Consider the following 16,722-nt stretch of genomic DNA (forward strand, 5'->3'; position numbering starts at 1 on the left):
AGATGGAGCCAGCTACTCCCGGGAGTCCGCATGCGTCCACTGCCTGAAACCGTGCCGTTTTTCAGCCAGTGGGAAACGCCCGACATGACGCTGGCCGTGCTCGCCGATGGCGCCGAGGCAGCGCTCAGGCGCGATCCGCTGTGGCAGGGCTCGGGCGCGGCAACACTCGACGAATACGCGGTCTGGGCCGCCAACATCTGCGGCATGGCGTGTCTCAAGATGATCCTGGCGACCCGCGGCGAGATCGTGCCGACGATCGAGCTTGCCAGGCGATGCACTGGCCATGGCGGCTATGTCGTCAGCGCGGGATCGATCAAGGGCCTGATCTACGCACCCTTCGTCACCTTCGTGCAAGCGGAATTTGGCCTGGAGGCGCAGGTGATGACCAATGTCGCGACGTCGGACATTCCAGCGATCCTGCAGCGGTCACGGTTTTTCATTGCTTCGGTCAGCAGTTCGATCCGCTGGCCCGAGCGCGAGCCGCCGTCGAAGGGCGGGCATCTTGTGCTGGTCACGTCCCCGTCGGATCGGCTTTTCCGCTTCCACAATCCTTCCGGCCATACCAGCGCCACACAGGCAAACGCAGTGTTGGCGCCGTCCGATTTCGACCGCTTCTTTGCCAATCGCGGCATTGCCGTCAGCTTTTGATTTCCAGGGGATTTTCAATGAAGGACAAGATCAGGGTTGCCATCCTCTATGGCGGGCGCTCGGCCGAACATGACGTGTCGCGGCTGTCGGCCGCCAATGTGCTGAAGGCGATCGACCGGATGCGCTACGAGGTGGTCCCGATCGCCATTTCCAGGGATGGCAGATGGCTGCTGCAGCCATCGTCCGAAGCCGGCGTCGACGGAGCAGGCGCTCCGGTGTCCGGGGACGGCGTGGAGGTTGCCCTGCTGCCCGGCGGCAAGGGCCGGCTGGTGGCCGTGCCCGAAGCTGGCGTGCGGCCTGACTTGTCGCCGGTCGATGTCGTCTTTCCGGTGCTGCATGGGCCGTTCGGCGAGGACGGCTCGGTGCAGGGCTATGCGGAAGTCGCCGATGTCGCCTATGTCGGCTGCGGCATCCTCGCTTCGGCGGCTGCCATGGACAAGGATGTCGCCAAGCGGCTGTTGCGCGAGGCCGGGCTTGCCGTTGCCCGTTCCGTGACCGTGCTTGGAGGCGATGTCGGTTCCTTCCAGGAGATCGCCGGGGCGCTCGGGCTGCCTTTCTTCGCCAAGCCGGCGCGCCAGGGCTCGTCCTTCGGGGTGAGCAAGGTGAAGGACAGGGATGGCTTCGAGCAGGCCGTCGAGACGGCTTTGCGCTATGACAACAAGGTGCTGATCGAGGAGTTCGTCGAAGGCCGCGAGATCGAGTGCTCGGTGCTGCAGCAGGCCGACGGCTCGCTGACGGTGTCGCTGCCCGGGGAAATCATCCCGGCCGGCAAACATGGCTTCTACACCTACGAGGCCAAATATTTCGATGCCGACGGCGCGGTGGTGAAAGTACCGGCCGATGTCCCGGCAGGTGTCTCCGGCAAGGCGAAGGAAATGGCCGCTCAGGCTTTCCTTGCGCTCGGCTGCGAGGCGATGGCGCGCGTCGATTTCTTCCTGCGCGCCGACGGTTCGCTGCTGGTCAACGAGGTCAACACGCTGCCCGGCTTCACCGACATCTCGATGTACGCCAAGGCGCTCGCCGCGATCGGCATCGGCTACAGCCAGGTCATCGACGTGCTGATCGAGCACGCGCTGGCCAGGCATGGGGGTGCGGTGACCCCGGCTCCGTCCGCGCGCAGCCGGTGATACCGTTCGGGAGCAAAAAGCTCCGTTCCAAGCGTTTGACTGGGGCGCTTGCACTGGATCGCACCGGGCGCTGCAGCGAGGCGACGTTATTGCATCGAGGCCAGTTGCGAAAACGCGGGTGTGCTGATCGCGGGCTCTTCGCCATCAGCAACGCCGCTTTCTGATAAAGCCGGCCAATTGCTCAATGTGTCGAATTCGAGCGCCGCGCCGAGCAGCAGGGCTGCCTGCAGCACCAGATATTCGACGTCCTCGAGGGCGACATTCTCGGTCAGGTTCCTGACCCTGATCCTTTCCGCCACCAGAGTGACGTTGACGATGCCTGCCGTCTTAACTGCGGTGCGGACCAGCGAACTGACGTCATCGCGCAACCGGGTGGAATAGTCATACCGCATCGAAACCTCCCAAGGGGATGTGGTTTCCGTCAAGACCCGACTATGCGCCGACTGCCGGCGCGAGGCAAGCATAAATGTTCAAAAATCGTATTGAAATCAGGCAGTTAGCATAGATATACAAGCGCTCTACCTATGTATCATTGTCATCATATGTGAGGCACGACGATTAGGGACTCCACTCTTTGGCGGCACTTGACGTGCTATGAAGCTATTCCTAACTATGAGACAAATGAGATAGATGCTAACTCAGCGCATTTTGGTCCTGCGCAAGGAGGCGGACATGGCTGAACTGGAACGTCCGGAACGACTGCAGATCATGCTCACCCATGATGAACTCGCGGCGCTGGAAAACTGGCGTTTCGACAAGCGCATGCCCAGCCGCTCGGCCGCGGTGCGGGAACTGTTGCGCCGCGGTCTTGCCTCGGATGGCTTCCTGACGGCGGAACTTGGGGCCAAATCGCAGGAGTTCGGGGTGATCAAACCCAACGGAGACGGCAAGGGATCACCTGAACAAGCCGAGTGAACGTCGGTCCGGTGCCGCAATCCTCGCACCGGCGATTGCCTTGGTCCGCTTGCGCCTTATCTGATGGGGGGAAACTGCATTGCGAGCGGTGATGATCGACGTCCTGGGCGGTGATAAACAGGGGGCAACCGCCGATGCGCGCCTCGCGGCAATCGTCGATTCCTCGTTCGACGCCATTATCAGCAAGGATCTGAGCAGCGTCATCCAAAGCTGGAACCAGGCGGCGGAACGCATGTTCGGTTACAGCGCCGAGGAGGCTATCGGCCAGTCGATCCTCATGCTCATTCCCGATCACCTCAAGAGCGAGGAGACCGAGATCATCGCCAAGGTTCGCAGCGGCGACCGGGTGGCAAGCTATGAGACGACGCGAAGGCGGAAGGACGGCACGCTGATTGCCGTGTCGCTGACGGTGTCGCCAATCAGGAACAGCCATGGCGAGATCATCGGCGCTTCGAAGATCGCCCGCGATATTTCCACTGCCAAGGAGAGCGAGCGCCGCATCAGGCTGCTGATGCGGGAGGTCAACCATCGCGTCAAGAACCAGTTCGCGGTCATCCTGTCGATGGTCCGGGAGACCAGCAAGCGCTCGAGCGATCCGCACGAGTTCGAAGAGATGATCCGCGCCCGCATCATGGCGCTGTCACGTTCGCACGATCTGCTCGTCATCTCGGAATGGGCGGGAGCGAGCCTGTTCGACCTGATCCAGGAGCATCTCAAGCCCTTCGGCCGCGAGGAGCAGATACTGCTCTCCGGACCGGTTCTGACGCTGCAGTCGAACGCGGTCCAGAATCTCGGCATGGCGTTCCACGAGCTTGGCACGAACTCGTCCAAATATGGCGCCCTGGCCAGCGAGGCCGGCCGGATCGAGATCACCTGGACGATAGATTCCGGCGCGTCAGGCCGCGATGCCTTGGGCGAGCGAGAATTCCAGCTGCTCTGGAACGAGACATCGCCGCCCTATGCCGACGACAGGCGCGAGGAGACGACCCGCAAGGGGTTCGGGACGGTCGTCCTGCAGCGCGTTGCACCGCAGTCGCTGGGCGGCTCCGCCACTCTGGAGCGGTCGCCCGGGCATCTCATCTGGAGGTTATCCGCTCCGCTGGCATCGATCATCGTGCCGCAGGCCGGTACCGAGGCCAACAACGATACGGGCTTCGGAACTTAGGCACTGCTTGCCAGCCTGCTTATTCGACCAGGATATGCGCCTCGCGCGCGGCCTCGACAAACGCCTCCCTGGCGACATCGGAAGACATGTCGCCGCTCGCAGCCCGGCGACAGGCGCGCAGCGCCGACTGATGTTTCAGGCTGCCGGCGTCGCGCCAATGTGTCGTCAGCAATTCGATGGCCTGCTGGGTGTTGGACAAGTTGCGGGTGGCGCCGGTGACGCCGACCGAAACCACCACGGGCTTGGAAAACCACGCAGTCTGCATTGAAACCTCGACAATTCTCCAGCCCCTAAACGCCCGGCGGCGGCGTGAGGTTTCATCGCGGCCGATCACTGTCGCGTGAGGCCGCGGGGCGCCATCGCCAGCGAGCCAATCATGTTGGGCTAGAGGATATTGGTCGTCACCTCGACGATGATCGCGGCGCCTTCCAACGTGCCATCCGGCACATGCACGACGCGCGAGACCCGCAGATCCTGTGCGCTTCCGTCAACCGACAGGGAAACGCTCTCCCCGATCCGCGGCACGGCTTGGAAAACGACGTCCGTGGCGTCCGGCCGGTTGTCGATGGATATGCGGCAGTTGACGGTCATGGGATGTCTCCTCGTGTCTGGCCATGGCGTCAACGCAGGGTCGATCGAATGGTTTCAGGAGGGACGGTTTGAAAACATGACGCTGCCTGGCTGAAGGGCTGGTTCCCGCTCATGGGCTCGAACCACGATTCACGCCTTCAAAGGGCGCTGTCCTACCATTAGACGAAGCGGGAGAAGTCGGACCGTTATGACGCCGGTACGGTGGGCCGTCAATTCGGGATATCGTCTGGCGGATCTTCGCAGCGATAGACCGGGCAGTGACCGTCGCGGGACGGGATATAGGCCGACATCGGCACTTCCGGCCAGTCGCACTCGTTGCCGAACTGCCTGACATAGCGGTCATAGGTGTTCGGGCCGGTGGTCAGAACCACGGCGCGATGGCTCTGGATCATGGCGCGGATCTCGTGGCAGCTCATGCGGCGGCTGTCGGGGCGGGCATCGGCGAGAGCGGTCGTCGCGAGCAGCGTCGCCACAGCCATCAACACGATACGAACAGACATGAGGGCTTCTCTTTGTTTGACGCGATTTGGCGTCTTCATCCGGCAGGCATTCATGTTCCCACAAAACCACTATCCTGTCCGGCGGTTCCGCGACAGTTTCTTCTTTGAGGCGGGGCGCAGGCTTGCGCAACCAAATGATGCGCCGCGCATTGCTGGGAATGCAAAACAGGAAGCCTTACGAGACGCCGCAATGGTGGCCCGGAAACGAGCGCCGCGAAGCCATGTGCTGTTCCTTCTGCGGCGGCCGCGACCACCGCTATGACGATTGCCCGCAAAGGACCGATCAGGCTGCCGAGCGGCCCACCGACGATGAGGGAAAACCTCGCTGAGGGTCAAACATGCTTTCAAGCATGACAAGGGGGGCAAGCATGACAAGGGGGCAAGCATGACAAGAGGGGGGCAAGCAGGACAAGGGGCGCAAGCAGGACAAGGCGATTCGGACGGACAGCGCCCCGCCAGGGGGTGCGGATGAGCTAGGAGCCTGGATCCTGTCAGCCGAAGAAGGCTGCCAATGCCTGCGCGGTTTGCGCCGGTGCCTCTTCGGGAAAGAAGTGGCCGCCGGGCATTGCCTGGCCACGCACGTCTTCGGCCCAGCCCCGCCAAAGGGCCAGCGGGCCGCCCTCATCGGAATACCACTCGGCGAGTGCCCCTTGTTCGCTCCACAACGCCAGCACAGGACAACGGATCGTTCGGCCCGCTGCTTTGTCGGCGTGATCGTGCTTGCGGTCGAGCGTGGCTGCTGCCCGGTATTCCTCGCAGATCGCGTGGCTATGGGCGGGGTCGCGCAAGGCATCGACATAGGCCTGGCGAACATCGGCCGGAAATACCGCAGGCGAGGAGCCCCAGCCGCCCAGCGCATTGTCGACGATCGCTTCGGCGGCTGCCGCCAGGATCTTTTCCGGCAAAGGCTCGGGCTGCGCCAGCAGGGACCAGGGCCAATAGCCGAGCGCCAGCCGGGCGTCGGCCCGGTCCCAGGCGTCGGCCGTGGGGACGATGTCAAGCACGGTCAGCTTGTCGACGCTGTCGGGATGATCGAGCGCCATGCGGTAGGCGACGCGCCCGCCGCGATCATGGCCGGCGACCATGAAGCTGGCAAATCCGAGCTTCGCCATCATTGCCACCATGTCGGCGGCCATGGCGCGCTTGGCATAGGGGGCGTGGTCCGCGTCCGAGACGGGGCAGGAACTGGCGCCGTAGCCACGCAGATCAGCGCAGACGACGGTGAAGCGGTCGGTCAGCCCTGGCGCCACGTCGCGCCACATCAATTGTGTTTGCGGAAAGCCGTGCAGGAGCAAAACCGCCGCGCCACTGCCGGCATGCCGGACAAACAGGCTGGCTTCGCCGACCTCGACCTTCGTGCTTTGAAAATCATCGAACATGGCGGTGCCTCCGCCACGCGCAACGGCGGAAGCCTGATTTGGTTGCGGGGCCATGCCAGCTCTTTTGGCTGCCAACCTTTTTCGCTGAAAGGCGTTGTCCTTGCGAAGGGAAGGCCGCGGCAACGCGGCCCGTAAGAGAAGGAGACCGAGATGAAATCTCTCGTCATCGCATCATGTGCCCTGATGCTGGCCGTGCCGGCGGCAGCACAGACAAATCAGCAGCAGGACCCTGCCCAGCAGACCGACAAATGCCGGGCCCAGACGGATCCGGGCGCCAAGCAGCAGGCCGGAAACGGCAATTTGACGGAGAAGCTTGACGACTGCGGCGGGGTGCTGAAGCCGCCGGCAACCGGCGACCAGGGCATGGCCGCTCCGGCTCCGGACGAGGGCAAGACCCCGGTAATCAAGCCGGGCGAGGTACCGGCCCAACCGCCGGCAAAGTGACGCGGCAAAGCCGGTATTCAGGTGGCGCGGCGGAACTCGACTGTTGGCGGAACGTTTCTTTCGCAACTGCTAATTTTAGGAGACGGTCGTGAAAGATGTCGCCAGCACCGCCATGATTATCGCCTCGATCGCCATTGTCATCGCCCTGATGCTGATGGCGCCGAAAAGCTCCGGGTTCGAGGCTTCCCACCCGATTGTGAATGGCGATCCGCAGGCCCGGTAATCACGGCTTTGCCGTACAAACAGGCCGATGCCTGTCGCCCAAAAGTGGCTTTGGTTTTGATAGAACGCATAAAAACAAAAGATCTAAAGCGCGCACCTGAATCGGTTCGCGATGTTGGGGGCTATTGGAGGATATGCGCTTCGCGTGCGGCGTCGATCATCGCCCGCATTGCCTTTGCCGGCGGCGCCCAGCCATCCAGGGCATCTCGACAGCTGCGCAATGCCGCTCGGTATCGCCGGCCGTGGCCGAACGGCCAGTCGCCGAGGCATTCGAGGCCCTCCCAGGCGCTGCGCACCACGCGCACCCGCTCGGGGGCAAATTTGAGGTGGACCGGTCGGGGAAAGATCTTGTCGTTCAACGGTGGTCTCCGTGACTGGTGCATGCCGCCACGAAAGGGGCGCCGGATAACGTCGCCGACAAGGGAGGGTTCCAAGCCCGATAGATCAATTTTCAATCGCGTTTCAATCGCGCGCGATGGCATCCGACAGAGGCGTCGGCGGCGGCAGATCGGCGTCCTGCGCCTGCGGCCTGTCATGGTCGAACTGCTCAGTGCCGGGCAAGGCATGCAGCCAGGTTTCGCGCCGGCTGATCCACAATTCATATTCGGGCGCGAGGTCGGTCGGCGCGACATCCAGGCTGCCGAGCATCACCTCGGCCTCGTCGTCGGTGACCCACGCGACCCGGCTGCCACAGGTCGGGCAGAAACTGCGGGTGCCGTAAGTGGCGACGACGCCCGATGTCTCGAAGGCCGCGCGCGGCCAGATGGCAAAGGCCGAATAGACCGAGCCGCCCGCCTTGCGGCAGTCCTTGCAATGGCAAAGGCCAATCCGGGACGGCTGGCCGCTGACAACGAAATGCACGCCGCCGCACAGGCAGCTGCCGGTCCTGCGTATCGTGTCGGACATGGTTGCAGCCTCCGTTCTCGCCAGTCCGGCTTCGCCCGCCTGCCTGGCCTCGTCAGTCTGGCAGTTCACCGTACCGACGAGCCCTATCCGCGCGCGGCCATGTGGTTGTCGAGCTTCTTCCTCGATGGGCCATAGCGCTTGATGATGGTCTGGGCCTCGCTCTGCGGGATCCCGTATTTGCGCGCGAAGGCGGCAACCTCATAGGTGTCTTCGCTGGAAACCAGCTTGCGGTCCTGCTTGGTCTTGGATTTATCGTCGGGCATGCCGGGCCTCACTTTCTGTCAGCCGCATGGTCGCGCGGACATCGAACCACCGTGGTTCGGCAAGCGATGCCGCGGTCAGACATAACAGCGATCGGCGCTGCTGGTTCCATGACATGCGGCGGACGCGTGCACAAGGCCCGCCCGGCGCGGAGCGCAAGCCGCCGGTTCAGGCCGAGGGGCGGACCGGTCCGGCGTCGTGGCTGCCGGCGTCGCCGCATTCGGCGCAACCCGTGCTGGCGCCAGGACAGCCGCGCTGGTGCGTGCCGGCCGGGCAGCAAAGGCCGTTTGAACTCGTCCAGCGGGGGCATTGGAACACCTGCCCGGTGCCGCCGCAGCCAATACATTCCAGAACCGGTGACCGGACCAGATAAGATTTTGCCCTTAACTTGATACCCACGCCCACTTTGAACCCACCCGAAATCGCTGCACTGGACACCAGTGCATTAGCCCAGCTTAATATTAGCACGATCATGGTTACGAACAAGTTTCGCGGCTTGGAGCGAGCGTGTTGGCAGCGATGGACCGAAATCGGTTTATGCGGGGTTTTGCGACATCCGATGGCAGGCTTTGGAAAAAACTTCACATGCCATGTCGGATCGGCGCCAGGCGGCGCGTCCTTTGGGGCGAATGAAACTGGAGACCAATCCATGCCCTCGCAAACCACCCAATCGTCCTGGCAGACCGCAGCCCTTCTCGTCGCCCGCCTGATCTTCGCCGCCGTGTTCCTGATGGCGGTGACCTTTAAATTCATGGGCATGGAAGCCACGGCCGGCTACATCGCCACCGCCGGCTTTCCGTTCCCGCTCTTCCTCGCCTGGTGCGCGGCGATACTGGAGGTCGCGCTGGTGCTGTGTTTCCTGAGCGGCGCCTTCTTCACGCAGGCAGCCCTTGTCGCCGCCGCCTATGTGCTGTTCCTGGCCTTCGCCTTCCACGGGCCGAGCCACTGGGCCGGCAACCAGGCCGAGTTCGGCTTCTTCGTCGACCATTTTTCCTTCGTGGCCGGGCTGCTGTTCGCGGCGGTGCATGGGCCGGGCACGGCGCTGGCGCTGAACCTGGGATGGCCGGGCAGGGCGTGAGCCAACCGGGCTTCGGTCGTGGCCTCACATCTGGTCGTTGTAGGGCTCCTTCATCTGGCCGACCATGCGGGCCAGTTTCGAAAAGGACGGCATGTCAGCTTCCGGCTGGCATTGATTGGCGAGTTCCAGCAGCCGGATCGGAAAGTTGACGGCGTCGCGGCTCGACGCCGACATGCCGCCGGACCGTTCCTCACCGGTCTCGCCGGCCTCGGCCTTGCGCAAGGCGATGTCGATCTCCTCCGATGTCAGCACACCCTTTCGAACCAGCACGTGGTTGATCGATGCGACGGCCATCAGCAGGCCCTCGAGTTGCAGGTTGGCGACGTTCATGGTGCTTTTCCCTCCATTGACCGAAGTTGAAACGCACCAGCGGCATTTCCGATCCGAAGGGCGGGTCGGCGGCGGGCAGGGTCTATTCCTGCGTCAGGCGCTCGCCATATTCGCGCCACAGCGCCTTGACCTCCAGGCTGCCGAGGCGCGGGATAGAGGGATCGCCGCAGGTGATGGCGACGGCGCTGATGTCGTAATTGGCAAAAGCGTTGGCGACGAAGCGGACCGCTTCGCCAAGCGAGTGCACCCGGATCACAGGGTCGGCCTGGCCCTGGCCGGTGCTGCGCACGCCGGAAACCGTTGCCGGAGCATGTCGCACCCTGAAGACGGATGCCATGGCTGGTCTGTCCAAACGTCCTCTCCCACAAAGGCCGTGACGCGAATCATTCCATGAGCTTCCCCTAATGATTTCACAGGTGCCGGCCGATGAAAAGCCGGCTGGCAAAGGCGGGCACCGGTGGCCGCTTGGTCCGTTTGTCGGGTGAGGGCGGTTATGCTATGATTTCGGTGTGGTGCTGATTTGCGCCGATGACCCGCCGCCGAGGCGGGTTTTTGTGTTTTCCAGCCTTCGCATGAAGCGATACCGCTCCATCTTCGGCGCCGCGCCGAAGGAACAGAATAGGAATTTTTTCTCAGAAAATCGTTGACCGGGTGAGGGCAGCCATGCTACATATTTGTCCATGGTGCTGATTTGCGCCAACGACCCGCCGCCGAGGCGGGTTTTTGATTCTGGCGACGACCTTCTGGGGCCTCTGGCGGATCGGTTCCGGTCAGCCAGTCTTTGAGACGATCACGACCAGCGATACGAGCTTGCCCTCACTCAGGGCGCGAATGTAGTTCTTGCGTCGCTGCACGAATTCGGCGCCGAGCACGATCTCATTGGCCTGCTGCTGGGCGGGCGAGGGCAAGATGCCGGAATTGGCCCTTTTGAGCGCCAGTTCGACGTGTTCGCCGGTTTCGTCGATGATTTCGTCGATCCGGAAGCCGGCGTCCACGAACAGGGTTTTCAGGGCACTGCGGTCGACGAGGTGGCTCGTCGCCGGTGAGACCGCCCAGGGTAAGGGATAATACGGCTCTCCGCCAGCAAGCACCGCTTCGGTCCAGATCAACTTGCCTCCTGGCTTGAGCACGCGAAAAGCCTGGCCGATGACTGCGGGCTTATCGGCGATGTTCATGCCGACATAAAAGCAGATCGCCGCATCGAACGTGTCGTCGGCGAAAGGCAGTCTGGTCGCGTCCGCCTCGTGGAAGCGGACCTTCTCGCTCAACCCGCTGAGCTTGGTCAGTTGGGCGGACGCGTCGACAAAAGCCTTTGTCAGATCTACGCCGTCGACGGCGCAGCCATAGGTGGAGGCCAGGAACCGCGCCGGACCGCCGATGCCGCTGCCGATATCCAGGATGCGGTCGGAAGATGAAGGCGCCAAGCGGGCGGCATGGTCCTGCGTGGCTATCAGTTCGCGGCCGTGAAGCTGGTCGAACGGATAGAGCTGCCTGGCATCGAGAGCGTCGATTTTGGCATCGGGGATGGCGGCCAATATGCGCTCGACTATGCCGTCGCTGCCGTAGTGCGTGGTGACGTTGCTCACGGCGCGTCCTCCATCCTCATGCGCAGCTTCCCATCAATGGATGCTTTAGGCAACGGGGCGGGCGACCCGAGGGGCCTCGAGGGCAACGCTGCCGGGGAAAACGAAATAGGAATTTTTTCTCAGAAAATCGTTGACCGGGTGAGGGCAGCTATGCTACATATTTGTCCATGGTGCTGATTTGCGCCAACGACCCGCCCCCGAGGCGGGTTTTTGATTCTGGCTCTCCGTCAAGCGAAAGCAGCCCTTGCTTCGAGATTGAAACGTTGGCGGGACAGCACCCCCCTCTGTCCTACCGGACATCTCCCCCGCAAGCAGGGAGATTGGCAGCTTCGTTGGCGGCGCTCTTCTTCCTTCGTTGCCAGAGAACATCTCGGCCAAGAAACTGGCGAGATGCTAACATTGGAGATTGGCGGAACCTTTGATTGCGGCCGATCTCCCCCCTTGCGGGGGAGATGTCCGGCAGGACAGAGGGGGGTGCGAAGGAACGCAAGTTCTCTCATCAAACATCTCGAACCACACACGCCTTCCGCAAGAGACGAACCATGCCACGCTACGCCACCATCATCACCGGCGACGACGGCCGCGAGGTTGTCAGCGCCATCGGGGAATTCGAGGGCGCGGCGCCGCAGGCGCGGCTGGGCCGGGTCGAGCAGGTTGCGCCCGGCGTGCTGGTCGGCATGGAGCGGGATGCGGCCGGCGGCTTTTGTTTCGCGCAAGCTGGCGTCGATGGCCGCGCTGTCGGGCTCGCCATGGCGAGGCTCAAGGCACAGGCCAGTGTTGCAAAACCGGCCCGGGCGGCGAAGCCTGCCGAGGCCGCAAGGCCGAAGCGCGCCAGGAAGGCCAGGAAGAAAATCGCCCGCTCGAAAAAGCCGGCGAGGCGGGCCAGACCGGCGCTGCCGAAGGCGGCGGTTTCCTCCGGCGACGCCAACACCGTGGGGCACGCCGATGACTGACCAGGCCGATGCCGTGCCGGCGCGGCGCAAGGCGAGGCCGGCAAGGCGTAAACCTGCCGCCAGCCCGGCGATTGTCCAAAAGCCCCGCCCGAAGCGGGCGAAGAAGACGCTGGGCGACGACTTTCTCACCGCCGTGCGCGCCGATTTCCGAACCCATGGCGCCGGCGTCATCGCCGAGGTGCGGGCCGACAAGCCGGACCAATATCTGAAGATCGTGCTTTCGGTGCTGCCCAAGGATTTCGATGTCTCCATCAACCAACTGGACGGGCTGAGCGATGAGGAAATCCGCAGCCGCATCCGCGCCCTCGAAACCGTCCTCAGGCCGTTCCTCGAAGAGCCCGCTGACCTCGGCCAGAACCGAATATCTGGCGCTGCTGGCGGAGCTTGACCGCCGGCGCCGCACCAATCAGTTGGCGGCATACAAGCCTTATCCAAGGCAGGCGGAATTCCATGCCGCGGGTGCGATAAACCGGGAACGGCTGTTCATGGCCGGCAACCAGCTCGGCAAGACCAGGGCCGGCGGCGCGGAATGGGCGATGCACCTCACCGGCCGCTATCCCGATTGGTGGCAAGGCAAGGTTTTCGACACGCCCGTGCGGTTGTGGGCCGCCGGCGTCACCGGCGAGGGCACGCGCGACAATCCGCAACGCGTGCTCATCGGCCCGCCGCAGCAGCAGGCGGCCTGGGGCACCGGCATGATCCCGGCCGATGCTATTCTGCAGACCACAATGGGCCGCGGCGCACCGGGCGCGCTCGACAGCGTCGTGGTGCGCCATGGCGGCGGCGGCGACGTGCAGGCCGGCGAGAGCGTGCTGTCGTTCAAGAGCTTCGAGAAGGGCCGCGAGAAATGGCAGGGCGAGACCCTGCACGGCGTCTGGTTCGACGAGGAACCGCCGCTCGACATCTATTCAGAAGGCCTGACCCGCACCAACGCGACGGGCGGGATAACCATCGTCACCTTCACGCCGCTGCTCGGAATGAGCGATGTGGTGCTGTTGTTTCTGTCGGCGGGGGAGGTGGAGGGGATGGGGAAGGGGTGAAGGGTACTGTCTTCCCTTCTCCCCTTGCGGGAGAAGGTGGATCGGCGCGCAGCGCCGAGACGGTTGAGGGGTGCTGGCCGCACCGTCATTGCCAAGCTGGAGCACCCCTCATCCGACCGAGCTTCGCTCGGCCACCTTCTCCCGCAAGGGGGGAAGGCAAGGCCGCCGCGCTCGCTCGGAAAATCTCGCCTTACCAAACTGATACGACATCTCTCCCAAGCTGATTCAGGCCCCCCGCAATGTCCCGTCACGTCACCTTCATGACTATCGACGATGCCGCGCACTATTCGCCCGACGAGCGCGCGGCGATCGTTGCCGCCTATCCCGCGCATGAGCGCGAGGCGCGCGCTCGCGGCATTCCGGTGCTGGGCTCGGGCCGCATCTTTCCGGTGGCGGAGGAATTGATCGCCTGCGAGCCGTTCCGGCTGCCGCGCTACTGGCCCAGGCTAGGGGCGCTCGATTTCGGCTGGGACCATCCGTCGGCCGCGGTCGAGCTCGCCTGGGATACGGAGGCCGATGTCGTCTATGTCACCAACGCGAACCCGTGCGCCTGGCAACCACGGCCAACATCGCCCTCTCAGGGCTGCAAACCATCGATGGCGTGGCCACCGAAGTGGGCGACCGCGTGCTGGTGAAGAACCAGGCCGACGCAAGCGAGAACGGCATCTATACGGCGAGCGAGGGCCAGTGGTTCCGCGCTGCCGACGCGCGCACCGCGCGCACCATGCAGAAGGGCACCACGGTGCATGTGCAGCAGGGCGCCGTCTCGGCCGATTTCGTCTATGCCTTCGAAACGCTGAGCCCGGTGATCGGCACCGATGCCATCACGCTCGCCTTCTTCCTCTCCGAAGACACGCTGGGCGATGCCACGGCGGCAGCAGCGGCCGCCGCCAACAGCGCGGCGGCGGCGCTTGCCTCCAAGAACGCGGCCGCCACCAGCGCCACCAATGCCGGCACCTCGGCAACTGCCGCGTCCGGATCCGCCACGGCGGCTGCAGGCTCCGCCTCCACGGCGACGACTTCGGCCACCAATGCCGGCACTTCGGCAAGTGCGGCCTCGGGCTCCGCCTCCAGTGCCGCGACCAGCGCCACCAATGCCGGCAATTCGGCCACCGCAGCGGCCGGCTCGGCAAGTGCGGCCTCGGGCTCGGCCACGGCGTCGTCGACCTCGGCGACCAACGCCGCAACCTCCGCCACCAACGCCGCGACTTCGGCGACGGCGGCGGCAAATTCGGTGGCGGCGCTGAGCTACACCTTCTCCACAACAACCGCCGATGCCGACCCGGGCAACGGCGCCTTGCGGCTGAACAATGCGACCGCCGCCTCGGCGACCGCGGCCTATATCGACAATCTCGACGCCGGCGGCGCCACGGTGAACGGTATTCTCGACACGTTCGACGACAGCACCAACACCATCAAGGGCCAGCTGACGCTGCGCTCCAAGGCATCGGCCGCCATCTCCTATATCTACAACGTCACCGGCACGGTGGTGGACGGCAGCGGCTACCGCAAGCTGACGCTCGCCTATGTCAGCGGCTCCGGCGCCTTGCCGACAACGGCAGGCGGCATCTGGCTGATGTTCGACCGGGCAGGGGACAAGGGGGTGGATGGGCTTGGAGCAGGCGATTTCACAGGGCCGGCTTCCTCGGTGAGCGACAACATCGTCACCTTCAACGGCACAACGGGCAAGGCGGGCAAGGACAGTGGCATCAAGGCGAGCGACCTGATCGCCGGGCCTGCGTCGGCCGTTGCCGACAACATCGCCACGTTCAATGGTACCACGGGCAAGATCACCAAGGACAGCGGCGTGGCGGTGTCGAGCCTGGCGCCAAAGGCCAGCCCGACGTTTACGGGTGTTCCAGCCGCCCCGACAGCCGCGCCCGGCACGAACACGACGCAGCTTGCGACGACGGGGTTTGTCAAGGCGGCGATCGATGTCGTGCTGGGTGGGGTGTCAGCGACGTTTGATACGCTGGCGGAGATTGCGGCGGCACTCGGTCTGCTGGCCCCGATCGCCAGTCCGACATTCACCGGGGCGCCCGCTGCTCCCACCGCCGCGCCAGGCACCAACACCACGCAACTAGCGACCACGGCTTTTGTCGCGTCCAGTATAAACTATAGCACGGGCAATGCCGCCTTGGTGGCAGGCGGTATCGGTACTTACAGTCTCTGCGCGACCAGTCCGGCTGCATCCCTGGGCACCGGTCAGGTGGTTGCGGGAAGCACGCTTAAATATTCACATGCCGGCGGTAACCCTAGCGGCACTACATCTCCACCTGGAAGTTGGCAGTGTATGAGCGCGACTAGTTCTACTGGTGGTGCTGCCGGCGTGGCAGTATTCTTGAGGGTCTCGTAATGGAATACCGCAACGCTACTTACAACCAGGCCGGCACCATTGACGTGGAGATCGATCACGCTGATTTCGGGTGGATACCCTTCACCGCGTCGCTGGATGATCCGGACCCGCTCGGTAGGGAGCTTTATAAAGAGATTACCAAGGACTCCTCGGTTGCACCTTATGTGCCGCCCCCGCCGGCCCGCCAGCAGGTGGCGAAATCCGTTGTCCAGGCACGCATCATCGACGCCGGCATGATGGGCGCCGTCTATGCAGCTTTGACAGCAAACCCGATCTACTTCGCGCGTTGGTTCGCGCCGGGCCACCCGGTAGTCTACTGTGATGATCCGGACGTCGTTGGGCTTGTGCAGGCGCTGGGGCTCGATCCGGCAGCGATCCTCGCGCCCTAAACGACGGGAGGCTTGGCAGCTTCGGCTGCTGCCCTATCAAAGCGTAGCGGCACGGCATCGACCGCTGCGGTCGCGAAAAAGCTCCAGTTTCGAAGATGCCCAAAGGCACGGGTGGCCTCGACCCGGATTCTGTCGATTGCCCGCTTGTTTCTGTGGAGTGGCGGTGTGAATTGGATCTGGGTCGGAGAAGCGGTATTCCCAGAAATGAAAAGAGCCTGGACGCAGAGCGCTGGCATCAGCTGGTAGATGTTACTGCGCGCGCTCGTCATTTGTCCCGGACTGAAGAGTGCGACGTCAACCGGTGCCTTAAGACGCATCGTGCTCTTGAGCAATCTTCGGGCAGCCCCTTTTGAAATCAGATATCCGCATGAGCCTAGATGCTGCCCGAACAGTCGCGTTACGGAGTATCCATTCTTGGCCGGTGTGTGCCGACTACCAACTCTCACGCGGTTGTAGAATGTTTCGATCTTGACCAAATCTGCGTCTAGCGGAATCCAACTGTCATCGAGAAGCATGGATCCGGCGTCGTGGCTGAAAACGACATCGTCTTCGAACACTACACCATACTGATCAGGCCCGTCGGCGATGATATCCCAGCAGCGCCGATGGCTGAGAAAACAACAGACTTCCGCCTCTGTCAGAGGGGGCGCCGCGAGCGGAGCCCCAGCGCGTGCATCAACACCGGCAACGCGCTCAAAGGCAACTCCGATCCGCGAAAATTCCACCGTGACAGCCGCAAGGCGATCGATTGCCCGGTCAAGATTGATCACGAAACACTTCACTTGTCGCCCCGCACTGCATGAAAGCAAATCAGCGACTTCTACTTCGTCCC

The 16,722-nt window shown here is 63.5% G+C and carries 24 protein-coding genes, 1 tRNA gene and 1 pseudogene; 13 read left to right on the forward strand and 13 right to left on the reverse strand.

Annotated features, from left to right (window positions below; translation table 11 throughout):
• Positions 1 to 30: 30 nt before the first annotated feature.
• Positions 31 to 648: a C39 family peptidase gene (locus AC0NIH_RS15430; protein ID WP_473465402.1), complete on the forward strand. Its 618-nt coding sequence runs from the start codon at positions 31 to 33 to the stop codon at positions 646 to 648.
• A gap of 17 nt (positions 649 to 665) precedes the next feature.
• The gene (locus AC0NIH_RS15435) at positions 666 to 1,775 is read left to right on the forward strand and encodes a D-alanine--D-alanine ligase family protein (RefSeq protein ID WP_473465400.1); all 1,110 of its coding nucleotides are present in this window, start codon (positions 666 to 668) and stop codon (positions 1,773 to 1,775) included.
• An 86-nt stretch (positions 1,776 to 1,861) separates the two neighbouring features.
• Here AC0NIH_RS15435 and AC0NIH_RS15440 read toward each other — a convergent pair whose 3' ends face one another.
• A complete protein-coding gene (locus tag AC0NIH_RS15440; RefSeq protein WP_023779766.1) occupies positions 1,862 to 2,167 on the reverse strand; it encodes a hypothetical protein in 306 nt (101 codons plus the stop codon).
• A gap of 280 nt (positions 2,168 to 2,447) precedes the next feature.
• On the opposite strand from AC0NIH_RS15440, the gene AC0NIH_RS15445 reads away from it, so the two are divergent.
• Both AC0NIH_RS15445 and AC0NIH_RS15450 read left to right on the forward strand, forming a co-directional pair.
• Positions 2,448 to 2,690 carry a hypothetical protein gene (locus AC0NIH_RS15445; protein WP_023768197.1) on the forward strand — a complete coding sequence of 81 codons (243 nt, stop codon included), beginning with the start codon at positions 2,448 to 2,450 and terminating at the stop codon, positions 2,688 to 2,690.
• Positions 2,691 to 2,781: 91 nt separating this feature from the next.
• Positions 2,782 to 3,855, forward strand: coding sequence for a sensor histidine kinase (locus AC0NIH_RS15450; RefSeq protein WP_473465397.1), 1,074 nt, complete (start codon positions 2,782 to 2,784; stop codon positions 3,853 to 3,855).
• Between the two features lie 19 nt (positions 3,856 to 3,874).
• Here AC0NIH_RS15450 and AC0NIH_RS15455 read toward each other — a convergent pair whose 3' ends face one another.
• The 5 genes from AC0NIH_RS15455 to AC0NIH_RS15475 all read right to left on the reverse strand — a co-directional run bounded on the left by AC0NIH_RS15455 (position 3,875) and on the right by AC0NIH_RS15475 (position 6,325).
• Positions 3,875 to 4,120: a DUF982 domain-containing protein gene (locus AC0NIH_RS15455; RefSeq protein WP_140576255.1), complete on the reverse strand. Its 246-nt coding sequence runs from the start codon at positions 4,118 to 4,120 to the stop codon at positions 3,875 to 3,877.
• Positions 4,121 to 4,239: 119 nt separating this feature from the next.
• The gene (locus AC0NIH_RS15460) at positions 4,240 to 4,446 is read right to left on the reverse strand and encodes a hypothetical protein (protein ID WP_013894483.1); all 207 of its coding nucleotides are present in this window, start codon (positions 4,444 to 4,446) and stop codon (positions 4,240 to 4,242) included.
• A 99-nt stretch (positions 4,447 to 4,545) separates the two neighbouring features.
• Positions 4,546 to 4,619 (reverse strand) — tRNA-Gln (locus AC0NIH_RS15465).
• Between the two features lie 36 nt (positions 4,620 to 4,655).
• Positions 4,656 to 4,946: a hypothetical protein gene (locus tag AC0NIH_RS15470; RefSeq protein ID WP_473465393.1), complete on the reverse strand. Its 291-nt coding sequence runs from the start codon at positions 4,944 to 4,946 to the stop codon at positions 4,656 to 4,658.
• 491 nt (positions 4,947 to 5,437) lie between these two features.
• The gene (locus AC0NIH_RS15475) at positions 5,438 to 6,325 is read right to left on the reverse strand and encodes an alpha/beta fold hydrolase (RefSeq protein ID WP_473465387.1); all 888 of its coding nucleotides are present in this window, start codon (positions 6,323 to 6,325) and stop codon (positions 5,438 to 5,440) included.
• 150 nt (positions 6,326 to 6,475) lie between these two features.
• Here AC0NIH_RS15475 and AC0NIH_RS15480 point away from each other — a divergent pair, with 150 nt between their 5' ends.
• A complete protein-coding gene (locus tag AC0NIH_RS15480) occupies positions 6,476 to 6,769 on the forward strand; it encodes a hypothetical protein (protein ID WP_023768192.1) in 294 nt (97 codons plus the stop codon).
• An 88-nt stretch (positions 6,770 to 6,857) separates the two neighbouring features.
• Entirely contained in the window at positions 6,858 to 6,992 is a 135-nt protein-coding gene (locus AC0NIH_RS15485; RefSeq protein ID WP_023768191.1) for a hypothetical protein, read from the forward strand.
• 121 nt (positions 6,993 to 7,113) lie between these two features.
• Here the strand turns inward: AC0NIH_RS15485 and AC0NIH_RS15490 are convergent, their stop codons facing one another.
• From AC0NIH_RS15490 to AC0NIH_RS15500, 3 genes are all read right to left on the reverse strand, one after another.
• Positions 7,114 to 7,350, reverse strand: a complete 237-nt coding sequence (locus tag AC0NIH_RS15490; protein WP_013894488.1) for a DUF982 domain-containing protein — start codon at positions 7,348 to 7,350, stop codon at positions 7,114 to 7,116.
• A 103-nt stretch (positions 7,351 to 7,453) separates the two neighbouring features.
• A complete protein-coding gene (locus AC0NIH_RS15495) occupies positions 7,454 to 7,897 on the reverse strand; it encodes a GFA family protein (protein ID WP_473465383.1) in 444 nt (147 codons plus the stop codon).
• A gap of 83 nt (positions 7,898 to 7,980) precedes the next feature.
• The gene (locus AC0NIH_RS15500) at positions 7,981 to 8,160 is read right to left on the reverse strand and encodes a DUF3606 domain-containing protein (RefSeq protein WP_013894490.1); all 180 of its coding nucleotides are present in this window, start codon (positions 8,158 to 8,160) and stop codon (positions 7,981 to 7,983) included.
• Positions 8,161 to 8,807: 647 nt separating this feature from the next.
• Between AC0NIH_RS15500 and AC0NIH_RS15505 the strand changes: the two genes are divergently transcribed.
• The gene (locus AC0NIH_RS15505; RefSeq protein ID WP_473465380.1) at positions 8,808 to 9,236 is read left to right on the forward strand and encodes a DoxX family protein; all 429 of its coding nucleotides are present in this window, start codon (positions 8,808 to 8,810) and stop codon (positions 9,234 to 9,236) included.
• A gap of 24 nt (positions 9,237 to 9,260) precedes the next feature.
• Here AC0NIH_RS15505 and AC0NIH_RS15510 read toward each other — a convergent pair whose 3' ends face one another.
• The 3 genes from AC0NIH_RS15510 to AC0NIH_RS15520 form a co-directional block, all read right to left on the reverse strand.
• On the reverse strand, positions 9,261 to 9,566 hold the full coding sequence (locus AC0NIH_RS15510) for a hypothetical protein (protein WP_013894492.1): 306 nt from the start codon (positions 9,564 to 9,566) through the stop codon (positions 9,261 to 9,263).
• Between the two features lie 82 nt (positions 9,567 to 9,648).
• Entirely contained in the window at positions 9,649 to 9,903 is a 255-nt protein-coding gene (locus AC0NIH_RS15515) for a hypothetical protein (protein ID WP_224685290.1), read from the reverse strand.
• Between the two features lie 433 nt (positions 9,904 to 10,336).
• Complete coding sequence (locus AC0NIH_RS15520; protein WP_473465376.1) at positions 10,337 to 11,152, reverse strand: class I SAM-dependent methyltransferase; 816 nt, start codon at positions 11,150 to 11,152, stop codon at positions 10,337 to 10,339.
• Positions 11,153 to 11,694: 542 nt separating this feature from the next.
• On the opposite strand from AC0NIH_RS15520, the gene AC0NIH_RS15525 reads away from it, so the two are divergent.
• The 6 genes and pseudogenes from AC0NIH_RS15525 to AC0NIH_RS15550 all read left to right on the forward strand — a co-directional run bounded on the left by AC0NIH_RS15525 (position 11,695) and on the right by AC0NIH_RS15550 (position 15,890).
• Positions 11,695 to 12,105 (forward strand): hypothetical protein, encoded by a 411-nt coding sequence (locus tag AC0NIH_RS15525; protein ID WP_473465373.1) that lies wholly within the window; start codon positions 11,695 to 11,697, stop codon positions 12,103 to 12,105.
• Positions 12,098 to 12,493: a hypothetical protein gene (locus AC0NIH_RS15530; RefSeq protein ID WP_023768185.1), complete on the forward strand. Its 396-nt coding sequence runs from the start codon at positions 12,098 to 12,100 to the stop codon at positions 12,491 to 12,493. The genes AC0NIH_RS15525 and AC0NIH_RS15530 overlap by 8 nt, the downstream gene beginning before the upstream one ends.
• A complete protein-coding gene (locus AC0NIH_RS15535; RefSeq protein WP_473465370.1) occupies positions 12,381 to 13,145 on the forward strand; it encodes a terminase large subunit domain-containing protein in 765 nt (254 codons plus the stop codon). The genes AC0NIH_RS15530 and AC0NIH_RS15535 overlap by 113 nt, the downstream gene beginning before the upstream one ends.
• Positions 13,146 to 13,390: 245 nt before the next feature.
• A pseudogene (locus tag AC0NIH_RS15540) lies at positions 13,391 to 13,678 on the forward strand (terminase large subunit domain-containing protein); the annotation flags it as partial.
• A gap of 11 nt (positions 13,679 to 13,689) precedes the next feature.
• The gene (locus tag AC0NIH_RS15545; protein WP_473465367.1) at positions 13,690 to 15,501 is read left to right on the forward strand and encodes a hypothetical protein; all 1,812 of its coding nucleotides are present in this window, start codon (positions 13,690 to 13,692) and stop codon (positions 15,499 to 15,501) included.
• Positions 15,501 to 15,890, forward strand: coding sequence for a hypothetical protein (locus AC0NIH_RS15550; RefSeq protein WP_023768183.1), 390 nt, complete (start codon positions 15,501 to 15,503; stop codon positions 15,888 to 15,890). Before AC0NIH_RS15545 ends, AC0NIH_RS15550 begins: the two co-directional genes overlap by 1 nt.
• Here the strand turns inward: AC0NIH_RS15550 and AC0NIH_RS15555 are convergent.
• Positions 15,887 to 16,660 carry a glycosyltransferase family 25 protein gene (locus AC0NIH_RS15555; protein ID WP_198028496.1) on the reverse strand — a complete coding sequence of 258 codons (774 nt, stop codon included), beginning with the start codon at positions 16,658 to 16,660 and terminating at the stop codon, positions 15,887 to 15,889. The two genes, AC0NIH_RS15550 and AC0NIH_RS15555, sit on opposite strands and share 4 nt — an antisense overlap.
• Positions 16,661 to 16,722: the final 62 nt, after the last annotated feature.

The sequence above is a fragment of the Mesorhizobium sp. WSM1386 genome (genome assembly GCF_055901595.1).